The sequence below is a fragment of the Halomonas sp. DN3 genome, assembly GCF_024137905.1.
GTDB lineage: Bacteria > Pseudomonadota > Gammaproteobacteria > Pseudomonadales > Halomonadaceae > Halomonas > Halomonas litopenaei.
In genome coordinates this window covers 4,157,909-4,180,394 of the sequence record NZ_CP099965.1, presented here as the reverse complement: position 1 = coordinate 4,180,394, position 22,486 = coordinate 4,157,909, and the positions used below count along the sequence as shown (strand labels likewise).

At 61.4% G+C, this 22,486-nt stretch carries 17 protein-coding genes, 1 tRNA gene and 1 pseudogene; 14 read left to right on the top strand and 5 right to left on the bottom strand.

The window, feature by feature from the left end; genetic code table 11:
• Positions 1-72: 72 nt before the first annotated feature.
• Both katE and NKF27_RS17980 read left to right on the top strand, forming a co-directional pair.
• The gene (gene katE / locus NKF27_RS17985; protein ID WP_253553980.1) at positions 73-2,223 is read left to right on the top strand and encodes a catalase HPII; all 2,151 of its coding nucleotides are present in this window, start codon (positions 73-75) and stop codon (positions 2,221-2,223) included.
• A gap of 451 nt (positions 2,224-2,674) precedes the next feature.
• The gene (locus tag NKF27_RS17980; protein ID WP_253553977.1) at positions 2,675-3,838 is read left to right on the top strand and encodes a Fic family protein; all 1,164 of its coding nucleotides are present in this window, start codon (positions 2,675-2,677) and stop codon (positions 3,836-3,838) included.
• Between the two features lie 428 nt (positions 3,839-4,266).
• On the opposite strand, the gene NKF27_RS17975 is transcribed toward NKF27_RS17980, so the two are convergent.
• Positions 4,267-4,845, bottom strand: coding sequence for a hypothetical protein (locus NKF27_RS17975; RefSeq protein ID WP_253553976.1), 579 nt, complete (start codon positions 4,843-4,845; stop codon positions 4,267-4,269).
• Positions 4,846-5,242: 397 nt separating this feature from the next.
• Between NKF27_RS17975 and NKF27_RS17970 the strand changes: the two genes are divergently transcribed.
• On the top strand, positions 5,243-8,668 hold the full coding sequence (locus tag NKF27_RS17970; protein WP_253553973.1) for an ATP-binding protein: 3,426 nt from the start codon (positions 5,243-5,245) through the stop codon (positions 8,666-8,668).
• A gap of 104 nt (positions 8,669-8,772) precedes the next feature.
• Here NKF27_RS17970 and NKF27_RS17965 read toward each other — a convergent pair.
• A pseudogene (locus NKF27_RS17965) lies at positions 8,773-9,521 on the bottom strand (ISL3 family transposase); the annotation flags it as partial.
• A 697-nt stretch (positions 9,522-10,218) separates the two neighbouring features.
• Between NKF27_RS17965 and NKF27_RS17960 the strand changes: the two are divergent.
• The 5 genes from NKF27_RS17960 (at position 10,219) to NKF27_RS17940 (ending at position 15,143) form a co-directional block, all read left to right on the top strand.
• Positions 10,219-11,004 (top strand): IclR family transcriptional regulator, encoded by a 786-nt coding sequence (locus NKF27_RS17960; RefSeq protein WP_253028998.1) that lies wholly within the window; start codon positions 10,219-10,221, stop codon positions 11,002-11,004.
• A 228-nt stretch (positions 11,005-11,232) separates the two neighbouring features.
• A complete protein-coding gene (locus tag NKF27_RS17955) occupies positions 11,233-12,192 on the top strand; it encodes a C-terminal binding protein (RefSeq protein WP_253553970.1) in 960 nt (319 codons plus the stop codon).
• Between the two features lie 95 nt (positions 12,193-12,287).
• Entirely contained in the window at positions 12,288-13,271 is a 984-nt protein-coding gene (locus tag NKF27_RS17950) for a DctP family TRAP transporter solute-binding subunit (RefSeq protein ID WP_253553968.1), read from the top strand.
• A 92-nt stretch (positions 13,272-13,363) separates the two neighbouring features.
• Positions 13,364-13,858, top strand: coding sequence for a TRAP transporter small permease (locus NKF27_RS17945; protein WP_045993609.1), 495 nt, complete (start codon positions 13,364-13,366; stop codon positions 13,856-13,858).
• Between the two features lies 1 nt (position 13,859).
• Complete coding sequence (locus NKF27_RS17940) at positions 13,860-15,143, top strand: TRAP transporter large permease (RefSeq protein ID WP_253553966.1); 1,284 nt, start codon at positions 13,860-13,862, stop codon at positions 15,141-15,143.
• A gap of 77 nt (positions 15,144-15,220) precedes the next feature.
• On the opposite strand, the gene NKF27_RS17935 is transcribed toward NKF27_RS17940, so the two are convergent.
• The 3 genes from NKF27_RS17935 to ispB form a co-directional block, all read right to left on the bottom strand.
• Complete coding sequence (locus NKF27_RS17935) at positions 15,221-15,847, bottom strand: hypothetical protein (RefSeq protein WP_213230446.1); 627 nt, start codon at positions 15,845-15,847, stop codon at positions 15,221-15,223.
• Between the two features lie 204 nt (positions 15,848-16,051).
• Positions 16,052-16,128: transfer RNA gene (locus tag NKF27_RS17930), tRNA-Pro, on the bottom strand.
• A gap of 129 nt (positions 16,129-16,257) precedes the next feature.
• On the bottom strand, positions 16,258-17,256 hold the full coding sequence (gene ispB / locus NKF27_RS17925) for an octaprenyl diphosphate synthase (RefSeq protein ID WP_045994438.1): 999 nt from the start codon (positions 17,254-17,256) through the stop codon (positions 16,258-16,260).
• 287 nt (positions 17,257-17,543) lie between these two features.
• Between ispB and rplU the strand changes: the two genes are divergently transcribed.
• From rplU to rpsT, 6 genes are all read left to right on the top strand, one after another.
• Positions 17,544-17,855 (top strand): 50S ribosomal protein L21, encoded by a 312-nt coding sequence (rplU, locus tag NKF27_RS17920; protein WP_045994439.1) that lies wholly within the window; start codon positions 17,544-17,546, stop codon positions 17,853-17,855.
• Positions 17,856-17,917: 62 nt separating this feature from the next.
• Positions 17,918-18,175 (top strand): 50S ribosomal protein L27, encoded by a 258-nt coding sequence (gene rpmA / locus NKF27_RS17915; RefSeq protein WP_045994440.1) that lies wholly within the window; start codon positions 17,918-17,920, stop codon positions 18,173-18,175.
• A gap of 123 nt (positions 18,176-18,298) precedes the next feature.
• Positions 18,299-19,486, top strand: coding sequence for an Obg family GTPase CgtA (gene cgtA / locus NKF27_RS17910; RefSeq protein WP_108133520.1), 1,188 nt, complete (start codon positions 18,299-18,301; stop codon positions 19,484-19,486).
• Between the two features lie 59 nt (positions 19,487-19,545).
• Positions 19,546-20,688, top strand: coding sequence for a glutamate 5-kinase (gene proB / locus NKF27_RS17905; RefSeq protein ID WP_108133521.1), 1,143 nt, complete (start codon positions 19,546-19,548; stop codon positions 20,686-20,688).
• 207 nt (positions 20,689-20,895) lie between these two features.
• The gene (locus NKF27_RS17900; protein ID WP_253553964.1) at positions 20,896-21,669 is read left to right on the top strand and encodes an SDR family NAD(P)-dependent oxidoreductase; all 774 of its coding nucleotides are present in this window, start codon (positions 20,896-20,898) and stop codon (positions 21,667-21,669) included.
• Between the two features lie 343 nt (positions 21,670-22,012).
• Positions 22,013-22,279, top strand: a complete 267-nt coding sequence (rpsT, locus tag NKF27_RS17895; protein ID WP_045994444.1) for a 30S ribosomal protein S20 — start codon at positions 22,013-22,015, stop codon at positions 22,277-22,279.
• The last annotated feature ends 207 nt before the right edge of the window (positions 22,280-22,486 follow it).

The window sequence follows — 22,486 nt, the reverse complement described above, 5'->3', positions numbered from 1 at the left end:
ACCGGACCGATGACGGCCCACGCCTGGTGGCGTGGAAGGCTCATTTCCCGAGCAAACAACGGAGTGTTTGTCATGGCGAAGAATCCGTACACCCAACCGAATCGAGACGAGGCTCATGACACTGAGCGTCGTACCGACGCCAACAGCAAGTCCGACAATCTCGAGACCTACCGCAGTGATGCGACCGGGCATGACCTGCGTACCAACCAGGGCACCCGGATCGCGGACAACCACAATTCGCTGAAGGCCGGCGAGCGCGGCCCGACGCTGATGGAAGACTTCATCTTCCGCGAGAAGATGAATCACTTCGATCACGAGCGCATTCCCGAGCGTATCGTCCATGCCCGCGGCGCGGCGGCCCACGGCTACTTTCAGCCCTATGAGGCGGCGGCAAGGTACTCCAAGGCGGGACTGTTTCAGGATACCGGCAAGAAGACGCCGGTATTCGTGCGCTTTTCCACCGTGCAGGGCGGCCGCGGCTCCAATGACACCGTGCGCGACGTGCGCGGCTTTGCCACCAAGTTCTACACCGATGAGGGTAACTGGGACCTGGTGGGCAACAACATGCCGGTGTTCTTCATTCAGGACGCGATGAAGTTTCCCGACCTCGTGCACGCGGTGAAGCCCGAGCCCCACAACGAGATTCCCCAGGGACAGTCGGCCCACGACACCTTCTGGGACTTCGTCTCGCTGATGCCCGAGAGCGCCCATATGGTGCTGTGGACCATGTCCGACCGGGCCTTCCCGCGGCACTACCGCTATATGGAAGGCTTCGGCGTCCACACCTTCCGGCTGATCGATCGACAAGGCAAGGCCCGCTTCGTCAAGTTCCACTGGAAGCCGCTGGCGGGCACCCACTCGCTGATCTGGGACGAGGCCCAGAAGCTGTGGGGTCGTGATCCGGACTTCAACCGCCGCGAGATGTGGGGAGACATCGAGAATGGCGATGCCCTGGAGTGGGAGCTCGGCATTCAGGTGGTCGAGGAAGAAGACGAGCATGCCTTCGACTTCGATATCCTCGATCCGACCAAGCTGATTCCCGAGGAGCAGGTGCCGGTGACTCCCATCGGCAAAATGGTGCTGGATCGCAACCCGGACAACTACTTTGCCGAGACCGAGCAGGTCGCCTTCAACCCCGGCAATGTAGTGCCCGGCATCGACTTCAGCAACGATCCGCTGCTTCAGGGGCGCCTGTTCTCTTATCTGGATACCCAGATGCTGCGCCTGGGTGGCCCGAACTTCCATGAGATCCCGATCAACCAGCCGGTGTGCCCGTTCCACAATCACCAGCGCGACGCTCCGCACCGTCAGACCATCAACAAGGGCCAGGTTTCCTACGAACCCAACTCGATCGAGGATGGCTGGCCCCGGGAGACCCCGCCGGCGGAAGAAAACGGCGGTTTCGAGAGCTATCAGGAGCGCATCGATGCCCACAAGGTCAGGGCGCGCAGCGAGTCTTTCGGCGACCACTACTCCCAGGCCAGGTTGTTCTGGCATAGCCAGAGTGACGTCGAGAAAGAGCACATCATCGCCGCTTACGCCTTCGAGTTGTCCAAGGTCGAGCGTCCGTGGATCCGTGAGCGGGTGATCAAGGAGATCCTGCCCAATATCGACATGGAGCTCGCGCGACGGGTGGGCGAGGTGCATGGTGTCAAGCCGCCGGAGCATCCGCCGGCACCCTCGGAAGAGTTGGGCACCACGTCGCTGGACGCCTCCTCGGCGCTTAGTTTGATGCATCGCGGTCAGCCGGATATTCGCTATCGCAAGGTGGCGATCCTGGCCGCCGACGGGGTCGACGGTGACCAGGTGGAAGCGCTGCAGAAGCGCCTGGAAGCCGAGGGGGCCCAGGGGCTCATCATCGCGCCGTCGATGGCGCCGGTGGCGACCGTTCAAGGCGGCACCCTGACCCCGGATGCCATGCTCAACGGACTGCCGTCGGTGACTCTGGACGCCGTGGCGGTGGCCCCTGGCGATGACAGTGTCAAGGCGCTGGCGGGTTCCGGCCTGGGGCTTTACTACGTGCAGGAGGCCTACAAGCACCTCAAGCCGATCGCTGCACTCGGCGACGGTGCCAATGTGCTGCAGGCGGCTGGCATCGAGGTGCCGGAAGACGGCGTGTTCTCGGCGCAGACCGTGGACGATCTCTACGCCGATTTCCAGGAGGCGATTCGTGGCCACCGGGTCTGGTCGCGCGACGCCAAGGCCAACGACATGCCGGCCTGAGGTCCGGCGATGGCAGACCCCTTTGAATAGGCGGTCAGCACAGCAGCCCCCGAGGAGACTCGGGGGCTTTTTTTGGGTTCATCGCATTTTGCCGGGAAATGCGGCGCGGATCTTCAGGAAGAAGTACGCCGTGTCGCGGTATCCATAGGCCATCCGCCGATCGGACTTGATCCACGGCTTGCTGTTGGGGCTATTGGCCGGTCTTAACCATGCCCTGTATTCGTGGACGGCACGCCGCCTCATGCAGCGGGGCATCGCTCCCCAGGCCGCCATGAGGGCCACCTTTGACCACCTTTGGATTGGGTGGCCTGATCTGAAGCCTGTCCTCATGGTCGCCGAGGCCTTATGACTCCCAGACTTGCCAGCTGAGCCGAAACCAATCATTATTCGGCTCACAGTGCGGGCCGAATACCGTTGTCATTCGGCTCCTCCGCCTTCTTGGAGGCCTGGCATGACCGATCACGCCTCGACATGGATCTGGCAGCATCCTGACTGGCCGAACTTCACCTGGCACGCGGCCGAGATTCAGCCGCGGGTCCAGGCATGCTGGAGGGATCTCGGCATCTTGCTGGGACGCTCGTGGGCTCTGACATCCGTGGATGATCAGGACGCTGAGGCAAGAGCCGCCCTGGATACGCTACTGCAGAGCATCGTTACCTCTTCGGCCATCGAGGGAGAGCGTCTGAACGTGGCGTCAGTTCGCTCTTCCTTGGCCCGACGCCTTGGTGTGGAGGAGCAGGAGGGGGCTACCTCACCACGTGCTGAAGGCCTGGCGGAGTTGGTGCTGGATGCCACCTTCAAGCCTGACACGCCGCTGGACACCAACAGGCTGTTTCAGTGGCATCGGTGGTTGTTCCCTGATGCTGACGCGGGGCTTACGACGCTAAGGCCCGGGCAGTGGCGCGGAGTGGAGCCCATGCAGGTGGTCTCGGGTCGCCTCGATCGACCCAAGGTGCATTTCGAAGCGCCGCCGCGAGAGGGGTTGGAACATGAGGTTGATCAGTTCCTCACTTGGTTCGCGTCCAGCCGTCATGACCCCGAGTTGGATCCCCTGGTTCGAGCGGGCCTGGCACACTTCTGGTTTGTAACACTGCATCCATTTGAAGACGGCAATGGTCGAATTGCCCGGGCTATCGCTGATCGCGCCTTGGCGCAGGCGGATCAGCAGAGTATCCGCCTGTATGCCATGTCGGCTGCCATCCTGGAGCGCCGCGCTGACTATTATCGGCGCCTGGAAGCGAACCAGTGTGGCACGCCTGACCTGACGGCCTGGCTTGTCTGGTTCCTGGAGACGCTGGATGCCACCTTGTTGGATGTCCTGGGGAAGGTCGATAGGACGTTGGCCAAGGCCCGTTTCTGGCAGCACTTCAGGGCAGCCGGCCTGTTGCCTGAGCAGGTGAAGGTGTTGAACCGCCTGCTGGATGGCGGTGAGAGAGGCTTCGAACACGGCATTAGTGCGTCGCAGTACCAGAAAGTCGCCAAGGTCAGTAAGGCAACTGCCACCCGTCATCTCGCTGGGCTGGTCGAGAAGGGTTGCTTGGTGAAGCTTCCAGGAGGTGGCCGCAGCACGCGCTATCAGGTACCGGAACGGTTTCATCAGGACAGCGGGGAGTAGGTGTCCGCCGTAATGACACGAAGAGAAGGAGTGCCGAGCCATACTGCTGAGCCCCGCGGTTGCGGGTAACGGTAGGACGGGGTGCCGCCCTCTCGACCTCGTTAAGACGGGCGCGGTCGGCAACGAATTGCTGGGCTGCGGCGGCATCATCGGCTCTGCCATCACTTCAGAAGAAGCATGCCAGATCAAGCGGGGTTCCTGTGGCCGGCTGGCCGAACATGGGATGAGCAAGATGGGAAGCGACTCGGTCAGCTGCCGGCGATGCTGGCGCCCCGGCATGCCACCGGGCCAGCAGTGCGTGCCGTCCTTGAGCCACTCCATTCAGCGCTTTAGCCAGGTCTCGACCTAGAGTCGCATGCAATTTTAAACTTCCAGGACTCAAATTAAAAAGAAAGGAAGGGCCTCCGCCCTATAGGGCGGAGGATAGATCAATGGTTTTGTCCAAACTCTTTTAGATAGGAAATCATTTCCACTAGGTTGTTTTTATAGGCAATTTCTGCGGCTCTTCTTTCCTTGAGCAACGTGGTGTCGAAATTGGCCCATGTCCCATCTGTAGTAATGACTCTAGACGCGACGAGGTTTCCTTCGTTATCTTGCACTGTGTATTTTACAGAAACCTCCCTCGTTACGCGGTATATGTTTCCATCACATCCTGAGAACAGCTCGCCACAGCTACCATCGCTAATCACCTCAGCATTTACTTTATATTGTCCATTTTCACCAAAAAGATTGGCTTCATCAAGTGCGCGGTTAATAACAGCGCCAGCTCTTTCTGCAGAGAGGTTTGGCGATGTGTTAAACGTTAATATTATTATGGAAGTCCCAGAGAACCCCGACATTTCGCCAGCGCGCAGTGATTGGTAGAACCTATTGTCAGGTGTGGCTTTATCATACTCAACATCCTGGACTATCATTTCTTCTCTTGGCTCACCGGTTATGGTGACACACCCATGAAGAGTTAGGAGTGATATGGCCAGGATGAAGGTCGAAAAAATTCTTATAGTCATAAATGAATTTCCTTTTTTTACTATTTCCTTGCGTATCTTAGTGCTTCATTATGTAAAGCGAGATCGATAGATCAACATTTATTTGAGCTATTTTTATCTAAGTAACTTCAACCCTCCATTCTAATTATTTTTTCGCGCTTAATACTACGCGCATCAAAGTGGAAAATGAACATTAGATTTGAAAAAAATATATAAGTGTGTGCGCTTACATACATGGCATGCACTGCGGAATGGGAGTTATATTCAGCACCATCTAGGCTATACAAGGCCTCTGAGCATAGACTCAGCCTGTGTGCGGGATTTCATGAGCGAACCTCAGATATGGCTGATGCTCTGTTCAGTGGGTAACGCTCTGATAACCTATGGCTGACACCCAATAAAAGATCGAGACCCCTTCATGCTCAATGCTCCTGCGGACATTCTCCACTCTTGGCGTCTTGTCGAGTGGCTGACACCGACTTCCTTTCCAAAGGCTGCGCCTAATCGGGATGCTCCTGAGCCGGTCTACAGCATCCGCCCGCCGGAGCCTATGCCTTGGGATGCCGAGCACCCACATTTCCGTCACCGCTGCTCACAGGGCATGCCGCGCCTGACGGCTGACAACGGGAATGAGGAGTGGGCCTATGGGGTGTATGCGGGCCCGATAGATATAAATGTCGCCCGTGAAGAGATCGAAACCTGGCTCCAGGATCCGGTCTCCCATGTAGTACGTGACGAGCGGGCTCCCCAGGGCACAGCAGCGATCGGCTTCCAGGTCACGTCGGAGGGGCGCGTGGTTGCAAGCTCTCTTGAGGTGTCTACCTTTGCTTGGGCGTATGGCCTACTGCGCCACCACAAGTCCCAAGGGCATGAGAGTGTTCCTTTCAATGCCTTGTCGGTCGATGCCTTCGAGGCAGCGAAAGAGGAAATCGAAGAGCGTTTCGCTGCGGAGCTCGCTGGTGCTCTCTTGACGGGTGGTGAACTGGACCAGTTTCTCGAGTGGCTGTTCGAGCGCCTTTCCCTACCCATGTCACTGCTGGCGAAATTGAGGTGCCGCATTCAGTGTGTGCGCCGGCCGGCAGTGTTGCGTGATCCGCCAAACGAGGATGGCGAGAATAAGGACGATCTAGGTAGCGACGACAACTCAGACGAAGCGCTTCCGCGCCTGAGCGCCGCCTTGGAGATGCTGAACAGCCTGTTCCTCAAGGATCTGGCGCGAGTCGAGTCGGCAGTGCGTGAAGGCAGTATGGGGACAGCCCTGGCGCAGTATCTGGGGCGGTCTCCGGAGCGTCACATCGACCTACGTGCCGATCGCCAAGAAGCCTGGCGGTTACTCCATCCTGCGCTTTATCCGCGTGGGCGCTGGCCCGGGAAGGGGCGCTACCCGCTGGTGTTCAGTCAGCAGGTCGCCGTGAATCAAGCCTTTCGCAGCCTCGGTGGCGACCAGGGCGGTTTGATGGCGGTAAACGGGCCGCCCGGTACCGGTAAGACCACTCTGCTCAAAGATGTCATTGCCGAAGTCATTGTCCAGCGTGCTGAGGTGCTGGCCACGTATAGCACCCCGGCCAAGGCATTCCAGTCGAGAGGCAAGGCGTGGGAATCCGGTAACTGGACACAGTGGTACGCTCCGCTTGCCCCAGAGCTTCATGGATTCGGTATCGTCGTCGCCTCGTCAAACAACGGTGCCGTGGAGAACGTCACTCTCGAGCTTCCCAAGGCGTCCGATGTGGATCCCGTCTTGTCGGAACGACATAGCCCGTTCACAGAAATTGGCTCAGCCTTGCTACCTGACGAGGACGAGGCCTGGTCGTTGTTGGCTGCCGTTCTCGGGAAAGGGGAAAATCGTTCAGCGTTTGTTGAAGCCTTCTGGGGGTGGGAGTCGAACGAGGTGGATGGACACTATCGTGCCCACCATCTGCTCAAGGGTGACAAGCCTGAAGGGATCCTGAGTTGGGGTGAGGCCGTTACCTTATTCCGGGCGGCGCTGGCGCATGAAGCGGAAGTGCGGAAGCAAAGGGAGGCCCTCTATCATCGAGTGACCATGCTGGCGCAGTGGCAACAGGAGCTCGAGGAGACATCAGAGAAGTTGAGCCGCACTCGTGAATCCATGGCGAAGTTGGCCGATCGGCTGCATGGTGCCGAAGCGTCCCTAGCTGAGGCTCGGGAGATCTTCGACAAGGCGAGGGATGCTGTCAGCGTAGCGATCAAACAGGAAGTTCGGAAAGCCCAGCAGGCTGCTGGCGCGGCCAGGTTAGCCCATGACGAGGCGAGAGAGGAGGCTGTGCGGTCGCGTCACACTCTGGAAGAGCTCGAGGACCAGGCTCCAACAACGCTGATGCAAATGATCGACCGTCATGTTTGGCGGCGACCGAAGGTGCGGGACTGGAAAAAGCAATACGCTGATCAGAAGATCTTGGTGCAGCAGAAAGCTGAAAACCTGAGTCGTTGCACGACAGAGCTAGCCAGGGCCGACGCCGCGGCAGCGTCGGCAGAGAGTGAGGCCCAGGAGCAATTGGAAGAGGGGGTGCGTGCTGAGCGTCAGGCGCTGCAATCCGCACAGCACCTTGCCAGGAGCCTCGAAGAGAAGCGGGAAGCCATAGACACCGCCAACAGGGAGTTGGAGGCGAATCGACGGAAGCTCCTGGCTCGGGTCACCGAGGCTACGCAGGAGATGCAGGCATACATCGAAGCGTTCGGTGCATCGTGCTGTGTCACTCCCGAAGTCCTGAAGAAATCGCCTGCCGAAGTGGAGGTGTTGGCCCCTTGGGGGGATGAGCGGTGGGAGGCTGCGCGAGTCGCCGTTTTTATTGCGGCGCTCGATCTGCATGACGCTTTTGTCTATGGTGCCGGCGCTCCCTTGCAGCATAACCTGCGTGGGATGATCCAGCTGCTCCGAGGAAAAGCTCCCAGTGATCTTCCCAAGGGGGTTGCCCAAACGCTGTGGTCGAGTTTGTTCTTGATGGTCCCCGTGGTGTCGACCACGTTCGCTTCCTTCTCACGGCAGTTTGACCAGCTTGGACAAGAGACCATCGGATGGCTATTAATCGATGAGGCGGGGCAGGCTGCACCTCAGTACGCTGCTGGCGCTCTGTGGCGTGCACGCTCGAGCCTGGTGGTGGGTGATCCGCTCCAACTCAAGCCTGTGGTGACGGTGCCCGATCGGCTGCAGGCAGCGCTAGCAGAGCTGTGTGGTGTAGGTATGGAATGGCGCCCTGGCGCGACCTCTGCTCAGATGCTGGCTGATCAAGCCTCTCAATTTGGTAGCTGGATCAACGAAACGTGGGTGGGCGCCCCCCTATTGGTCCATCGGCGTTGTGACTCACCGATGTTCGAGATCTCCAATGCAGTTGCCTATGACAATGCCATGGTGCACGGCAAGCCTCCAAGTGATTCTCCGTTACCCCCGAGCGGCTGGCTCCACGTGCCATCAAATAATGCCGAGGGGCATTGGATCCCAGCTGAGGGAGATGCGGCCTCCTGGCTGATCGATCAGCTCTTAGAGCTTGGGCTGGCGCCTACGGAAATCTTCATGATCTCGCCTTTCCGTAGCGTGGTGGCCAAGCTTAACAAACTCGCCGGCCGGCGCCCTGGGATTAAGGCAGGGACAATCCATACTGTCCAGGGCAAGGAGGCCAAGGTGGTCATCTTGGTCCTTGGGGGAGATCCCCAGCGACAAGGGGCTAAAAGCTGGGCTGCGGAAGCCCCTAATCTGGTCAACGTTGCCGTCAGCCGTGCCAAGACACGCCTGTATGTGATTGGTGACCAAGAAGCCTGGAAGCAGCACCCGTACTTCAAAGAGTGCTCAATGCTGCTCTCGGCGCCAGCATCGGTCCCGGCGCAGTGATGTGCCTTTGATCCTGGACTGCATCACGGCCATGCGAGGGGCTCCCAGGGGGAGGCCCTCTTCTTGTTGAACATGGCCCTGAGTTGAGTGCTGTTTAAAAAAGTTCATCGCACTTTGCCGGGAAATGCGGCACGGATCTTCAGGAAGACGTACGTCGTGTCGCGGTATCCGTCGGCCATCCACTTGATGGCTTTGATTCGGTTATTCATGCCCTCCAGCACACGGGTGTTCAACCGGTGCCAGGAACTGAACAGGATCAGGGAGCCAATTTCCTGGCGAAGCGATCCAGAGCCTCAATACCACTGCTGATGGCCATCTCGTGCCACTCCTGCCAGGCGTTTCGGGCGGTAGTCTCGTCATCGGCAAACCAGAGGGTCTTGAGCTGATCCTTGAGTAGATGCGCTGTGGTCAGTGACGCATTGGCTGCCAGCAGCTCTTCCAGCTTCACCGCCTGCTCAGGTTTGAGGTTGTTGGCATTGCGCAGCAGCAGCCAGCGGCTGCCCTTGATGATCTAGCGGGCCGCCTTGTCATCGCGCAGCTGGTTGGCCTGGTCGACGCGCACCCGATCCATCACCTCGCGTCCGTATTTGGCCACCACGTGGAAGCGGTCATAGACCACCTCGGCGTTGGGACATTGGTCCTTCACCTCGAGATCGAAGGCCGAGTTCATGTCCATGGCGACGGCCTCGATCTGCTCTCGCGCCTCGCCCAGCCACGCGAAGAATGGGCGGATCGCTTCACGGGAGCGGCCTTCCCCGGTCCATACCACCTGCTGGGTGTCAGCGCAGGCGACCACGGTGGCGTAGCGCTGCCCCTTGTGCAGGGCGAACTCGTCCGTCATCAGGCGTCGCACCGGGACGTCGAGCTCTACTCGGTTTACGGGCGCGCCGGCGATACACGCCGTGCACCAGGAAACAGGCGTGGTCGCAGCCGCTACAGACCGGCAGAATCCGGTCATCGGGCTCCACGTTTGAGCATCCAGGAACTCGTGGTGGGTGACGGTAAAGCCTTCCCAGAACAGGCAGAGCGGGGTAGTATCCATGGCAACGGCGGTGTCCGTAGGCTGACGTTTTGGCGAATATCAGCTTACTCGGATTTACCGCCGTTTCTCTATCCTGCCTGTCCTCACGCGCCTTGCCCGTTTCACGCTAATCTGCGATGAACCCTTTTTTTGCCTTCGACTCCGCTCAAGCGCACCACTGGTGACCCTGAGTTCAAGCATCAGCCGGTGTAAGCGTCATCTGGATGAAAGGTGTAGGAGTAAAGACGGTTCCCTCAAGCTAAATAAATTGCCTGAAGTGCGCATCATTGCCCGATCTGATATCGACCTTGGTTGAGTCATCAGGAGATGTCTTGCAGGAGATGTCGGCGATGACGTACTGATCGGTGAGACGTTGTTTTTTCTGCCACCGCCACTTTCACGAAGTTGGCGGTTTTTTATTGCTGTTTCCGTTAGTTACTTATTCAAGTGACTCACTATGTGGTGGATTGGTTGACTATTTGACCGTGTATGGGGCCTTGCCTTGAATGGGATGAATCAAGGAGGCGCCATGGATGAACTGATTCCCCCAAAAGACCGCTCCGGCACCCAGACCCTGAGTCGAGGGCTCGAAGTGCTGCAGTGCGTCGGGCGTGGTATTTCCACGATCAAGGCGCTGTCCCAGGCGATGCAGCTCCCCCGCAGTACGGTGGCCCGTTCCCTGTCCTGCCTGGTCAGAGACGGCTACCTGCACAAGGTGCCCTACAAGGGCTACTACCTCGGGGCGAAGTTGATCGAGCTGGGCGAACGGGCGGCGGAGCAGCAGCCCCTGGTCGATATTGCCAGGCCGTACCTGGAGGCGCTGGCCGAACAGACGCGGGATACCGTGCACTTCGGGGTGCTCGACGGTGGCGATGTGCTCTACCTGTGCAAGTTGCCGGGCAAGCGGACTCTTGAGATGCGCTCGCGCACCGGAGGGCGCATGCCGGCGCTGGCCACTGCCCTGGGCAAGGCAATGCTGGCATCGAAGGATCCCTCCAGCTGGCCCGCCTACTATGCCGCCGTGCAGCGGGTATCCAGGCCTCGCGAGGATGCTCCTGCACTCAAGTCATTCGCGGAGGTCCGTCGCGACCTGAAGGAAGCCGACGTGCGCGGCTGGAGCTTCGACTGGGAAGAAAACGAGTACGGCATCCGCTGTGTCTCGGCACCGGTCAAGAATCATGTCGATAACGCCGTGGCCGCCGTCAGTGTCACCAGTGTCATCAGCTTTATGCCGAGAGACCGCATGGCAGCCCTGGGTCCCCAGGTCAAACGCACCGCCGACACCATCTCGCGGGCCCTTCGTGGTGAAAGTTAGCAAGCAGCATCGCGTCCAGGCGCGGTCGCGCGTGGCGCTCTGTACCTGGCAGCCACCACCCACACCGGAGCGTGAGATGGACGTATTGGTCGATACCGGCCCCTGCAGCGCCAGGGATGACATGAAAGGACCACCGATGATGCTGGCATCAGCTGTCTCTGACGATGTCAGAGAGGCCCTTCCGCCTGTGGACAGTGGTTGCCTGGGATCTTGAAAAGGACACCTGCCATGAACATTGTCTTCTCCGATCTGGATCACGCCGATCATGACATCGAGCAGGACATCCTGGCTTCCGCCGGATTCGACGCACCGATGCTGGCCTGTCGCAGCGAGCAGGATCTGGTCGATCAGCTTACTGACGTGGACATCGCGCTTAACCAGTACGCCCCCTTCACCCGTCGGGTGCTCGAGGCACTGCCACGACTCAAGCTGATCGTGCGCTACGGTGTCGGCGTCAATAACGTGGACCTCGAGGCGGCCACCGACGCCGGGGTGCAGGTATGCAACGTACCCGACTACGGCATGAACGAGGTCTCCGACCATGCCCTGGCGCTGACGCTGGCGCTCACGCGCAAGCTGGTGCCGATGAACCTTGCCTGTCACCAGGGTCGCTGGGACTACGTCGAGGCCATTCCATTGCGGCGGCAGTCGACTCAGACGGTGGGTCTGATCGGCCTGGGGCGGATCGGTCGACTGTACGCTCGGAAAGTCGACGCCCTCGGTTTCCGTGTCATCGGCTACGACGCCTTCTACCGCCCCAGTGCCGAGGATGGCACCGACCATATCGAAGCCGTCGAACTCGATTCACTTTACGGCCGGGCCGATGTGGTGGCGGTGTTCTGCCCGCTGACGGAGGACACCCGTCACCTGATCGACGCAGGGGCACTGGCCGCGATGAAGCCCGGGGTCTTTCTGGTCAACACCTCACGAGGCGGGATCATCGACGAGGTGGCACTGGCCGAGGCGCTCGCCTCCGGTCACGTTGCCGGGGCAGGACTCGACACCACCGAACGGGAGCCGCTGGAACCCGAGAGCCCGTTGTGGGCCCAGCCAAGCTGTCTGATCACACCGCACATGGCCTGGTATTCCGAGGACGCGGCTGCCGAGCTCAAGCGCAAGGTGGCCGAGGAGGCGGTGCGCTTTGCCAGAGGGGAGGCGGTGCACTGGGCCGTCAATCGGCTCGCGTGACGAACCCTCGAGAAGCGGATGCAGGATCGCTGTGACGACGGGCGCCTTGGTGCCCGTGCTCTTCAATGCCAACAACGCCAACAAAGGAAGACCTCATGCCAAGACTCACCAGAATGAAGCTGTCCCTGATCGCCGCGGCACTGGCGATGACCCCGGCGCTGTCTCAGGCCGAAACGCTGCGCATGTCCAGCGTGACCTCGACCTCGGCCAAGGACGCCAGTGTCGAGTTCAAGCGCCTGGTTGAAGAGCGGACCGACGGCGAGCTCGAGATCACGCTGTTCCCGGATAACCAGCTAGGCGATGACAGGGTGGTGGTGGAAAGCACCATCTTCGGTGATATCGACATCGGTATCTCCTCGACCAGTCCGATGGCCACGCTGTTTGCGGACCTGTACGTGTTCGATGCTCCCTTCCTGTTCCTGTCGACGGAGGCCACCTACAGCGCCCTGGACGGCGAGGTCGGCGACAAGCTCCTCGAGTCGCTGGAAAGCAAGGGCCTCAAGGGGCTGGCGTTCTGGGAGAACGGTTTTCGCAACTTCACCGATAGCGGCAAGGTGGTGGCCGAGCCGGCTGATCTGGACGGCATGAAGGTGCGGACCATGGAGAATGAAGTCCATCTGGCGGCCTGGCGCGCCTACGGTGCGAATCCGACACCGATGGCCTTCACCGAGCTGTTTACCGCGCTGCAGCAGGGGACCGTGGACGCCCAGGAAAACCCGCTGGGCATCATCGACGGCAATCGCTTCCAGGAAGTGCAGGACCATGTGTCGCTGACCCAGCACGTCTATACGCCCTACCTGGTGTTCATGAACCTCGACAGGTACAACGCCCTCGACGAGTCCCTGCGTGAGGCGCTCGACGCCACCATCGACGAGATGACGACCTACCAGCGCGAGCGCTCCCAGCAGGTGGAAGGCGAGATCCTCGACAAGTTTGCCGATCAGGGGGTGACGGTGACCGAGATTACCCCGGAGCAGAAGGAGCTGTGGCGTGATGCCGCCGTCGAGGCCGACATCTATTCGCTGGTCAAATCGAAGATGGAGCATCCCGAGTACCTCGACGAGCTGTTGAAGCCATGACCCGATGAGGCCAGAAGGCGCCCGCCGCACGCGGGCGCTTCGCTGTAGTCTTGCCGACTTCTGTCATCACCCCGCTGCCAGGGAGAGAGCGGATGAAACTTGTGAGATGGCTCGATGAGTACGCGGAGATCTCGATCTGCGTGGCGCTGATGTCCGCGATGACGCTATTGCTCGCGGTGCAGGTGTTCATGCGATACATCATGGGCGCGTCGCTGTCCTGGTCCGAAGAGCTCGCGCGCTACTTCTTTATCTGGTTGATTTATCTTGGGATCAGCTACGGCGCCCGGGAAATGCGGCATATCAAGATCGACGCGGCGCTCAAGCTGTTCCCGCGCTCGGCGCGTCACTGGGTGGTCATCCTGGGGGACCTGCTGTTTCTGGCCTTCGCGCTTTATGTGGTCTGGACCAGCTGGGCGGTCATAGAGCGCCAGCTGATGCTCGGCCAGGCCTCCCCGGCCATCGGTGTTCCCATGTGGGTGGTCTACGCGGCGCCTTTCGTCGGCTTTGCGCTGACCACCCTGCGCCAGGTGCAGAGCATTCGCTGGCGGCTTGCGCATCCCGACGCCGTACACGACAAGGAGGTGTGAGATGACCGCGACGGTATTGTTCTTGAGCCTGGTCGTATTGTTGATCCTGAACGTCCCTGTGGGCATCGCCATCGGTCTGTCCTGTGTGGTGACCATCCTGTCCTTCGGCACCCTGTCCGAGCTCTATGTGGCCCAGACCCTGGTATCGGCCACCGATAGCTTCCCGATCATGGCCATACCGCTATTTATTCTGGCCGGCGACCTGATGGGGGCCGGCGGCGTGTCGCGGCGGATTCTCGGGGTGGCCTCCGCCTTCTTTGGTCGCTTCACCGGGGGTCTTGCCATCGTCACCGTGGTGGTGTGCATGTTCTTTGCCGCGGTATCGGGCTCGGGCCCGGCCACGGTCGCAGCGGTGGGGTCCATGGTGGTGCCGACCATGCTCGAGGCCGGCTACTCGAAGTCCTTCGTGCTGGCGCTGGTGGCGGCGGCCGGCAGTATCGGCGTGATCATTCCGCCTTCGATCCCGATGGTGCTGTACGGGGTCTCCACCGGGACCTCGATCTCCAACATGTTCCTCGGCGGTGTCCTGCCGGGACTGTTGATTGGTCTGGTGCTGATCGCCTACGCCTACTTCTATTCCCGCAAGATGGGCTGGAAGGGCGATGATACCCCCTTCGATGGGCGCAAGACCCTGTGCCTGGTGTGGGAGGCCAAGTGGGCGCTGCTCAATCCGGTAATCATCCTGGGGGGCATCTATGCGGGCATCTTCACTCCCACCGAGGCGGCGGCAGTGGCGGCGGTGTACGCCTTTGTCTGTGGGGTGTTCATCCATCGCGAGCTGTCGCCCCGGGATATCTTCAAGACCATCGCTGGGTCCTGCGCCACCACCGGCACGGTGATGGTGATCCTGGGCTGCGCCTCGACCTTCGCCCGCATCCTGACCATTGAGCAGATCCCGGTGGCGATCGCCGACTTCATGCTGCAGTTCTCGTCGAGCCCTGCGGTGTTGCTGCTGGTCATCCTGGTAATGCTGCTGCTGGTGGGCTGCGTCATGGATACCACCCCGGCGATTCTGGTGCTGTCACCGATTCTCTATCCGGTGGCGACCTCCATGGGTATCGATCCAGTGCACTTCGGCATCGTCATGGTGGTCAGCCTGGCCATCGGCTTCATCACGCCACCGCTGGGGATCAATCTGTTCGTGGCCTCGCGCATCGGCAATGCCTCGCTTGGCACCGTGATCAAGGGCATCGTGCCCTTCGTGATCGTGATGATCCTGACCTTGCTGGTGATCGCCTACGTACCGCAGCTGTCGCTGGTATTGCTGTCGGTGTTCAACGGCTAGCCGCCGCTGGCGGGAGATGAAGGAGCAGTCTTGCCCTGGGGCATCTTCAGGCTCAGGGCAAGGTGCTGTCTGGAGCCTCAGCGGTCCAGATAGTTGCGATAGATACGCGCCATGCGCTTGCGGTCGCGGTAGCCCCTGAGTTGTTGCGTTTCCAGGTGGTGGGGGCGCGCCTGTCCGTTGTCGTCGAACACAAAGGAGCGGCTGGCCCCCATGATGCCGGGGGCGGAGCTGTAGATGTACAGGACCAGCAACTCGAGCACGTAGTCGCTGTCTTCACCCTCACACAGGGTGTTGTCTTCGTCCTCGATGTCGGCGGCGCGTGCCCGGCGCACCAGACTATCGATTTCGCCGGCATCCAGGTGGGCGTTGGATGGCAGAGGACCCTGCAGCGTCCCCCTGGAGATGGAGGTGGGGGTATCTCCGTTTTCGTCGGTATCCACCTCCGACACGGTGCAGCGTCGTATTCCGCACTTCTCGTGCAGCCACACCTGGACGGTCTCGATATGGATGCCCTCGGCGCTCATGTTGCTGATCAGGCAGCGGCCCTGGGTGGACAAGCCCATCACCTGATTGATGACCACCTTGGGGCGCCGCTGGCGACGGAAGCCGGCGTAGAGCAACTGAGCGTAGAAGATCCAGACCGCCAAAGTGCCGAGGCTGGTCATGAATTGCAGAAAGGTACCGTGGCTGGAGATCCATTCCATGGGAGAGGTCCTTGTCGGTTAGGGGAGGGCGAGATCGAATCCATGATCTCCACGTATGACGCTGCCTTTATTGTGCAGCGTCGAGCATCTAGAAAGAGTGGGTCAGCGGTGACGGACTTGCAAGACGTGGGGAGGTGAAGGGGGGCGTGCAACGAAAAACGGCCACCGCTCTGATGAGCTAAGTGGCCGTCTTTACTAAATTCTTGGTCGGAGTAGCAGGATTCGAACCTACGACCTCTGCCTCCCGAAGGCAGCGCTCTACCAAGCTGAGCTATACTCCGATGTTTGAGGTGTGTCCCTCAACGGATGCGTAGTATACGGATCCGTGTGGATGATGCAACCCTCGCGAGCCCGAGTCAGCCACTTTTTTCCAGCTTCCCCGTCACTTGAGGGCACTTGCCCGGTGATTTTCAGGTCTTGCGTTCCACCGCCAGGCGGGCCAGTTCGGCCATGCTGTCGCGGTAGGGCGAGGGCGGCAGATGGTCGAGTTCGGCCAGGGCCTTGGCGGCCATCTCTTCGGCCTTCTGGCGGGTGTAGTCCAGTGCGCCGGTGGACTTGACGATGGCCAGCACCTCGTCGAGGTGGTCGAGTCCGCCCTTGCGGATGGCGCGACGCACCAGGCGGGTCTGGTCGGGGGTGCCGGCGGCCATGGCCTGGATCAGCGGCAGGGTGGGCTTGCCTTCGGCCAGGTCGTCGCCGACGTTCTTGCCCATGGCCTTGGCGTCACCTTCGTAGTCGAGCAGGTCGTCGACCAGCTGGAACGCCAGACCCAGGTAGCGTCCGTACAGCGCCAGCGCCTGTTCCTGGCGTTCGTCGGCGCCGGCCAGGATGGCGCCGCTGTGGGAGGCGGCCTCGAACAGCATCGCGGTCTTGCCGAGGATGGTGTCGAAGTAGGCGGCCTCGTCGGTGTCGGGATTGCCCACATTGGTCAGCTGCTGAACCTCGCCCTCAGCGATGGTGCAGGTGGCGGCGGACAGCACCTCCATGATGCGCATGGAGCCGACCTCGACCATCATCTGAAACGAGCGCGAATACAGAAAGTCGCCGACCAGCACCGAGGGCGCGTTGCCCCAGGCGTCGTTGGCGGTGGCCTTGCCGCGACGCATGTGCGACTCGTCGACCACGTCGTCATGCAACAGCGTCGAGGTGTGCATGAACTCGATCAGCGTCGCCAGGGTGATGTGACGATCGCCCTGATACTCCAGCGCGCGTGCCGCCAGCAGCACCAGCAGAGGGCGCAGACGCTTGCCGCCGCTTTCGATGATGTACTGGCCGATGGTCTCCACCAGCGGGATGCGCGAGGCGAGCTGGTCGAGGATGGTCTGGTTGACGGCGGCGAAGTCGTCGGCGACCACCGCGTGAATCGGCGAAGGAGCTGCTGATGGTGACGGGGTGGCGTTGACTGACATGAAGGCGGCTTCGACTGGAGGTGAGGGAGGCCGTGGGCCTTGGGTTGCCGGTCATGCTATGGGCCGCCCATGGGGGCGTCAAGACGATTAGCGCCCGGCGGCGGCCTCGCGCGGGGTTTTTTCCGGTCTCGCCACTTGACGCTGGTTGTCGGGTTGTGCCCACGCGAGGGTGTCGCTATAATACGCGGCCCACTCATCCATGCTCCCTGTCAGATGGCTGCCAAAAGGGGCGCCACTCGAAGCAGGTCGATCAAGAGCCAACCCCGATGAGTTTCTGGAGAAACAGCATGTACGCAGTGATCAAGAGCGGTGGCAAGCAGTACCGCGTTCAGGAAGGCCAGACTCTCAAGCTCGAGAAACTGGAAATCCCCACCGGCGATACCGTCGAGTTCGACGAGGTTCTGCTGGTCGGCAACGATGACGACGTCACCGTTGGTGCCCCGCTGGTCGAGGGTGCCAAGGTCAGCGCCGAAATCGTCGCCCACGGCCGTGGCGAGAAGGTGACTATCATCAAGTTCCGTCGCCGCAAGCACAGCATGAAGCGTCAGGGCCACCGTCAGTGGTTCACCGAAGTTAAAATCACCGGAATTTCTGCCTAAATACGCCTCGCCCTCGGGCGAATGCGTAGCGGACTATTCCCTCAACGAGCGAGGACTTTGCAATGGCTCATAAGAAGGCAGCCGGCTCCACACGTAACGGTCGCGACAGTGAAAGCAAACGCCTTGGCGTCAAGCTGTTCGGTGGCCAGGCCGTGACCCCGGGTAACATCATCGTGCGTCAGCGTGGCACCCGTTTCCACGCCGGCACCGGTGTTGGCATCGGCAAGGACCACACCCTGTTCGCTCTGGACGAAGGCGTGGTCAAGTTCGAGACCAAGGGTCCGAAGAACCGTAAGTTCGTCAGCGTCGTCTCTGCCTGAGACCGCCCGAACGCCATGGGCCGCCGGCGAGCGTGACTCGCTTGCCGACAGGTCCCGGAAGGCCCCGCCAAGCGCGGGGCCTTCTTGTATCATGGTGGAAAGCATCCGCCAGGAGAGTGATAGATGCAGTTCGTCGACGAAGCCTCGATCATCGTGGAGGCAGGCAACGGAGGTAACGGTTGCCTGAGCTTCCGGCGCGAGAAGTACGTGCCCAAGGGCGGCCCGGATGGCGGCGATGGCGGCCATGGTGGCAGCGTCTACCTGATCGGTGACGATGCCCTCAATACGCTGATCGATTTCAAGTATCAGCGCTTCTACAAGGCGCAGAACGGCCAGCCCGGCCAGGGTCGCCAGATGAGCGGCCGCGCTGGCGAGGATCTCCACGTCAAGGTGCCCGTGGGTACCACGGTGATCGACGAGGATACCCTCGAGGTGATCGCCGACGTGACCGAGATCGGCCAGGTGGTGCAGGTGGCCCAGGGCGGTCGCCGTGGGCTCGGCAACATTCACTTCAAGTCCTCCACCAATCGGGCACCACGGCGTACCACGCCGGGCACCGAAGGTGAGCGGCGCAACCTGCGCCTGGAGATGAAGGTGATGGCCGATGTCGGTCTGCTGGGCCTGCCCAACGCCGGCAAGTCGACGCTGATCCGCTCGGTGTCGGCGGCCAAGCCCAAGGTGGCCAACTACCCCTTCACCACCCTGGTGCCGAACCTGGGAGTGGTGAAGCTCGGCATGCACGAGCACTTCGTCATGGCCGACGTGCCGGGGCTGATCGAGGGCGCTTCCGACGGTGCCGGCCTGGGGCTGCGCTTTCTCAAGCACCTGACGCGTACCCGCCTGCTGTTCCACGTAGTGGATGTGGCGCCGTTCGATGAGTCCGATCCGGTGGAAGCCGCCGAGGCGATCATCCATGAGCTGGGCGAGTTCTCGCCGACCCTGGCCGAGCGCCCGCGCTGGCTGGTGCTCAACAAGCTCGACCTGCTGCCCGAGGACGAGCGCGAGGCTGCCGCCGACGAGATCGTGCGTCGACTCGGCTGGGAAGGCCCGGTCTTTCGTATCTCGGCGATCTCCAACGTCGGCACCGAGGCACTGGTGCAGGCGGCCCATCGCTGGCTGACCGAGCAGCGCACCCTCGAGAACGAGGATGAAGAGGCCATGGAGCGCGAGCAGGAGATGCGCCGGCGCATGGAAGATGAGGCGGTGGCCAGGACAGAGGCGCGCCTGGGTCGCCGTCGCAAGCGTGACGAAGACGACGATGACGATCTCGATGACGACGACTACGACGTCGAGGTCGAATACGTTCAATAGCGGTCGTCAGGGGAGTCGACAGCCTCCCCGTTCGGCCAGAGCAGCGGGGCGAGAAAAGGATGCACAGCGGAGAGCGGGTCCCGGGGCGTGACGCCCTGTCCAGCGCGCGGCGGGTGGTGGTGAAGATTGGCAGCGCCCTGTTGACCAACGACGGGCGTGGCCTCGATGACCCCGCCATCGGTGGCTGGGTGGATCAGATCGCCGCCCTGGCGAGTCGCGGCATCGAGGTGGTGCTGGTGTCTTCCGGGGCCGTGGCGGCAGGCATGGTGCGTCTCGGCTGGCGGGCTCGCCCGTCATCGGTGCGAGAGCTCCAGGCCGCTGCGGCGGTGGGGCAGAACGTGCTGACCGAAACCTACGAGAATCACTTCGGTCGTCACGGCCTTGTGACCGCGCAGATTCTGCTGACCCACGACGATCTATCCAATCGCAAGCGTTACCTCAACGCGCGCTCGGCGCTGAGCACGCTGGTGGACCTCAAGGTGGTGCCGGTGATCAATGAAAACGACACCGTGGTCACCGACGAGATCCGCTTTGGCGACAACGATACCCTTGGCGCCCTGGTGGCCAATCTGCTCGAGGCCGATGCGCTGGTCATCCTGACCGATCAGGAGGGCTTGTTCGACGCCGACCCGCGCCACGACCCCAGCGCCCGGCTGATCGAGGAGGGGCGCGCCGACGATGCGCGCCTGGCGGCGGTGGCTGGCGGCGGCGGTGCCCTGGGGCGCGGTGGCATGACCACCAAGGTGCGCGCGGCGCGCCTGGCCGCGCGCAGCGGGGCGGTCACGGTGATCGCCAGCGGTCGCCAGCCCCGGGTACTGGAGCGGCTGGCCGATGGCGAGCGGCTGGGCACCCTGTTGACCCCGGACCGGGCCCCCATCGCTGCGCGCAAGCGCTGGCTCGCCGGCCAGCTGCAGGTGCGCGGTACCCTGACCCTGGACGCCGGCGCGGTACGGGTGCTGCGCGGCAGTGGCTCGTCGCTGTTGCCGGTGGGGGTCAAGGCCTCCTCGGGTGACTTTGCGCGCGGCGATATGGTGCTGTGCGTCGACGAGCAGGGTGAGCGGATCGCCAAGGGGCTGGTCAACTACAACGCCGAGGACGCGCGCAAGATTCTCGGCCAGCCCAGCGGGCGCATCTGTGAGTTGCTCGGCTATATGGAGGCGCCGGAGCTGATTCACCGCGACAATCTTGTGGTGCTGGCTTGACCCAGGGCGGTAGCGCGCCTCTTGTTGCTGCTGGCACCTCTCTTTAGGGATATGGTTCCCGTCTTTTCTCCGTGCTCTTATGCGCCGCCGACAGCAGCCGCTGTTGGCGGCGCATGCGCGACATCTGTCCTGTTGCGTGAGCCTTGAAGCTGAAGCGTGCCCTGGTGCGTGGTCTTAGCGGTCTTTGGAGAAGAGGGAGCGTTGTCGATGAAGTCTATTCTGGTAACGGGTGCTGGTTCCGGCGTCGGCTTTGAGGTCGTCAAACTGTTTTTGGAGAAGGGCTTCAAGGTCGGTGGCCTGGATATCAACGTCAAGGCGCTGAACGAGCTGCAGGCGCAAGGGCAGGCGAACCTGTTTGCCTACAAGTGCGATGTCTCCTGTCGTGCCGGTGTGCATGACGCCATCGAGCAGTTCGCCACCGTCTGCGGTGGAGTGATCGATGTCGTCCACTCCAATGCCGGGATTCAGGCGAGTGGCCTGTTCAAGGACGTCGAGCTCGAAAAGTACGAGATGATGAACCTGATCAATGCCATGGGCACGATCTACATCGTCAAGGAAGCGCTGCCCTACGTGATGGCGTCCGAGGCTGGCGCCATCCTGCTGACGTCGTCGGCGTCGGCGATCACCGGGCTGCCGATGTTCAGCGTGTACGGTGCGACCAAGTCGTTCGTGACGTCGCTGGGCGAGTCGCTGAGTATCGAGCTGGAGTCCGATGGCATCTATGTAGGGATCATCGAACCCGGTCTGATCAATACACCGATGAACTCCAACAACCCTGACTCCATGGTGTGCACGGAGCAGGAGATTACTCTGGGCCCGAAGGAAGTGGCGGAGGCCGCCTACCAGGCGATCAGCACTCGCCGTCAGCTCTACTGGCACGTGGGCGAAGAGGCTCATGATCTGGCGGAGGCGATCCAGGGGCTGCGGCTGCAGGAGCGTCAGCGCTTCGTCAAGCAGATGATCCAGTCGAAGCTGAAGTGATTCGAGCGGTGATGGCGGCGGCGACGTCTGCGGTGACCTGAGGCGCCCGTGGCGTCGTGACAAGTGGCGCGATGACCGTTGCGGTGGCCGCCGCTGGCCGGGCACAGGGTCGGTGGAGTGAGCCAGGCGCGCCAGGCCCTAAAAGGCTGGCGCGCAGTACCTTGACATGATAGGATGCGCCATCCTCTCAGACACGGCCCGTAACGATTGCCTCGCGACAGTGCTTGCGATGGCGGTCGGCCAGATGGCCAGGCCGACGGGGATTTTTTATTTCCCTGTTGGATCAATACGTTATCAAGTCATCGTGCGACGGTGACGACAACTTTCTCCAAGGAGACAGTCAGTGGCTAACAGCAAGCAAGCCCGTAAGCGCGCCCGTCAGGCAGAATCTCGTCGTGTCCTGAAGGCAGGCCAGCGCAGCATGGTCCGCACTTACGTCAAGCGCGTGATCAAGGCGATCAACAGCGGTGACCACGCTCAGGCAATGGACGCCTTCAAGGCGGCGCAGCCGGTCATCGACCGCATCGCCGACAAGGACACCCTGTCCAAGAAGAAGGCCGCTCGCATCAAGAGCCGTCTGAACAAGCGCATCAAGGCGCTGGCTGCGTAAGCCGGTCCCGCGCTTTCGGCGTGACGCGGATGCGTCCGTGTCGCGCACGCGAAAAACCGGCTACGGCCGGTTTTTTTGTGCCTGCCAATTGATGACCCGCGGCGCCCCGGTGCCCATTCGTCGCCCTTCTCCGGGCGATGGCGAGCCACAGGGCGGGGACTGTCAGCGTGGCAAGAGGGCCGGACAAACGAGCCGGGAATTGAGCAG

Bases quoted from the DNA above. Each gene is read 5' to 3' on its own strand.
- katE (WP_253553980.1), top strand. From the start codon at position 73: ATGGCGAAGAATCCGTACACCCAACCGAATCGAGACGAGGCTCATGAC.
- NKF27_RS17980 (WP_253553977.1), top strand. From the start codon at position 2,675: ATGACCGATCACGCCTCGACATGGATCTGGCAGCATCCTGACTGGCCG.
- NKF27_RS17975 (WP_253553976.1), bottom strand. From the start codon at position 4,845: ATGACTATAAGAATTTTTTCGACCTTCATCCTGGCCATATCACTCCTA.
- NKF27_RS17970 (WP_253553973.1), top strand. From the start codon at position 5,243: ATGCTCAATGCTCCTGCGGACATTCTCCACTCTTGGCGTCTTGTCGAG.
- NKF27_RS17960 (WP_253028998.1), top strand. From the start codon at position 10,219: ATGGATGAACTGATTCCCCCAAAAGACCGCTCCGGCACCCAGACCCTG.
- NKF27_RS17955 (WP_253553970.1), top strand. From the start codon at position 11,233: ATGAACATTGTCTTCTCCGATCTGGATCACGCCGATCATGACATCGAG.
- NKF27_RS17950 (WP_253553968.1), top strand. From the start codon at position 12,288: ATGCCAAGACTCACCAGAATGAAGCTGTCCCTGATCGCCGCGGCACTG.
- NKF27_RS17945 (WP_045993609.1), top strand. From the start codon at position 13,364: ATGAAACTTGTGAGATGGCTCGATGAGTACGCGGAGATCTCGATCTGC.
- NKF27_RS17940 (WP_253553966.1), top strand. From the start codon at position 13,860: ATGACCGCGACGGTATTGTTCTTGAGCCTGGTCGTATTGTTGATCCTG.
- NKF27_RS17935 (WP_213230446.1), bottom strand. From the start codon at position 15,847: ATGGAATGGATCTCCAGCCACGGTACCTTTCTGCAATTCATGACCAGC.
- ispB (WP_045994438.1), bottom strand. From the start codon at position 17,256: ATGTCAGTCAACGCCACCCCGTCACCATCAGCAGCTCCTTCGCCGATT.
- rplU (WP_045994439.1), top strand. From the start codon at position 17,544: ATGTACGCAGTGATCAAGAGCGGTGGCAAGCAGTACCGCGTTCAGGAA.
- rpmA (WP_045994440.1), top strand. From the start codon at position 17,918: ATGGCTCATAAGAAGGCAGCCGGCTCCACACGTAACGGTCGCGACAGT.
- cgtA (WP_108133520.1), top strand. From the start codon at position 18,299: ATGCAGTTCGTCGACGAAGCCTCGATCATCGTGGAGGCAGGCAACGGA.
- proB (WP_108133521.1), top strand. From the start codon at position 19,546: ATGCACAGCGGAGAGCGGGTCCCGGGGCGTGACGCCCTGTCCAGCGCG.
- NKF27_RS17900 (WP_253553964.1), top strand. From the start codon at position 20,896: ATGAAGTCTATTCTGGTAACGGGTGCTGGTTCCGGCGTCGGCTTTGAG.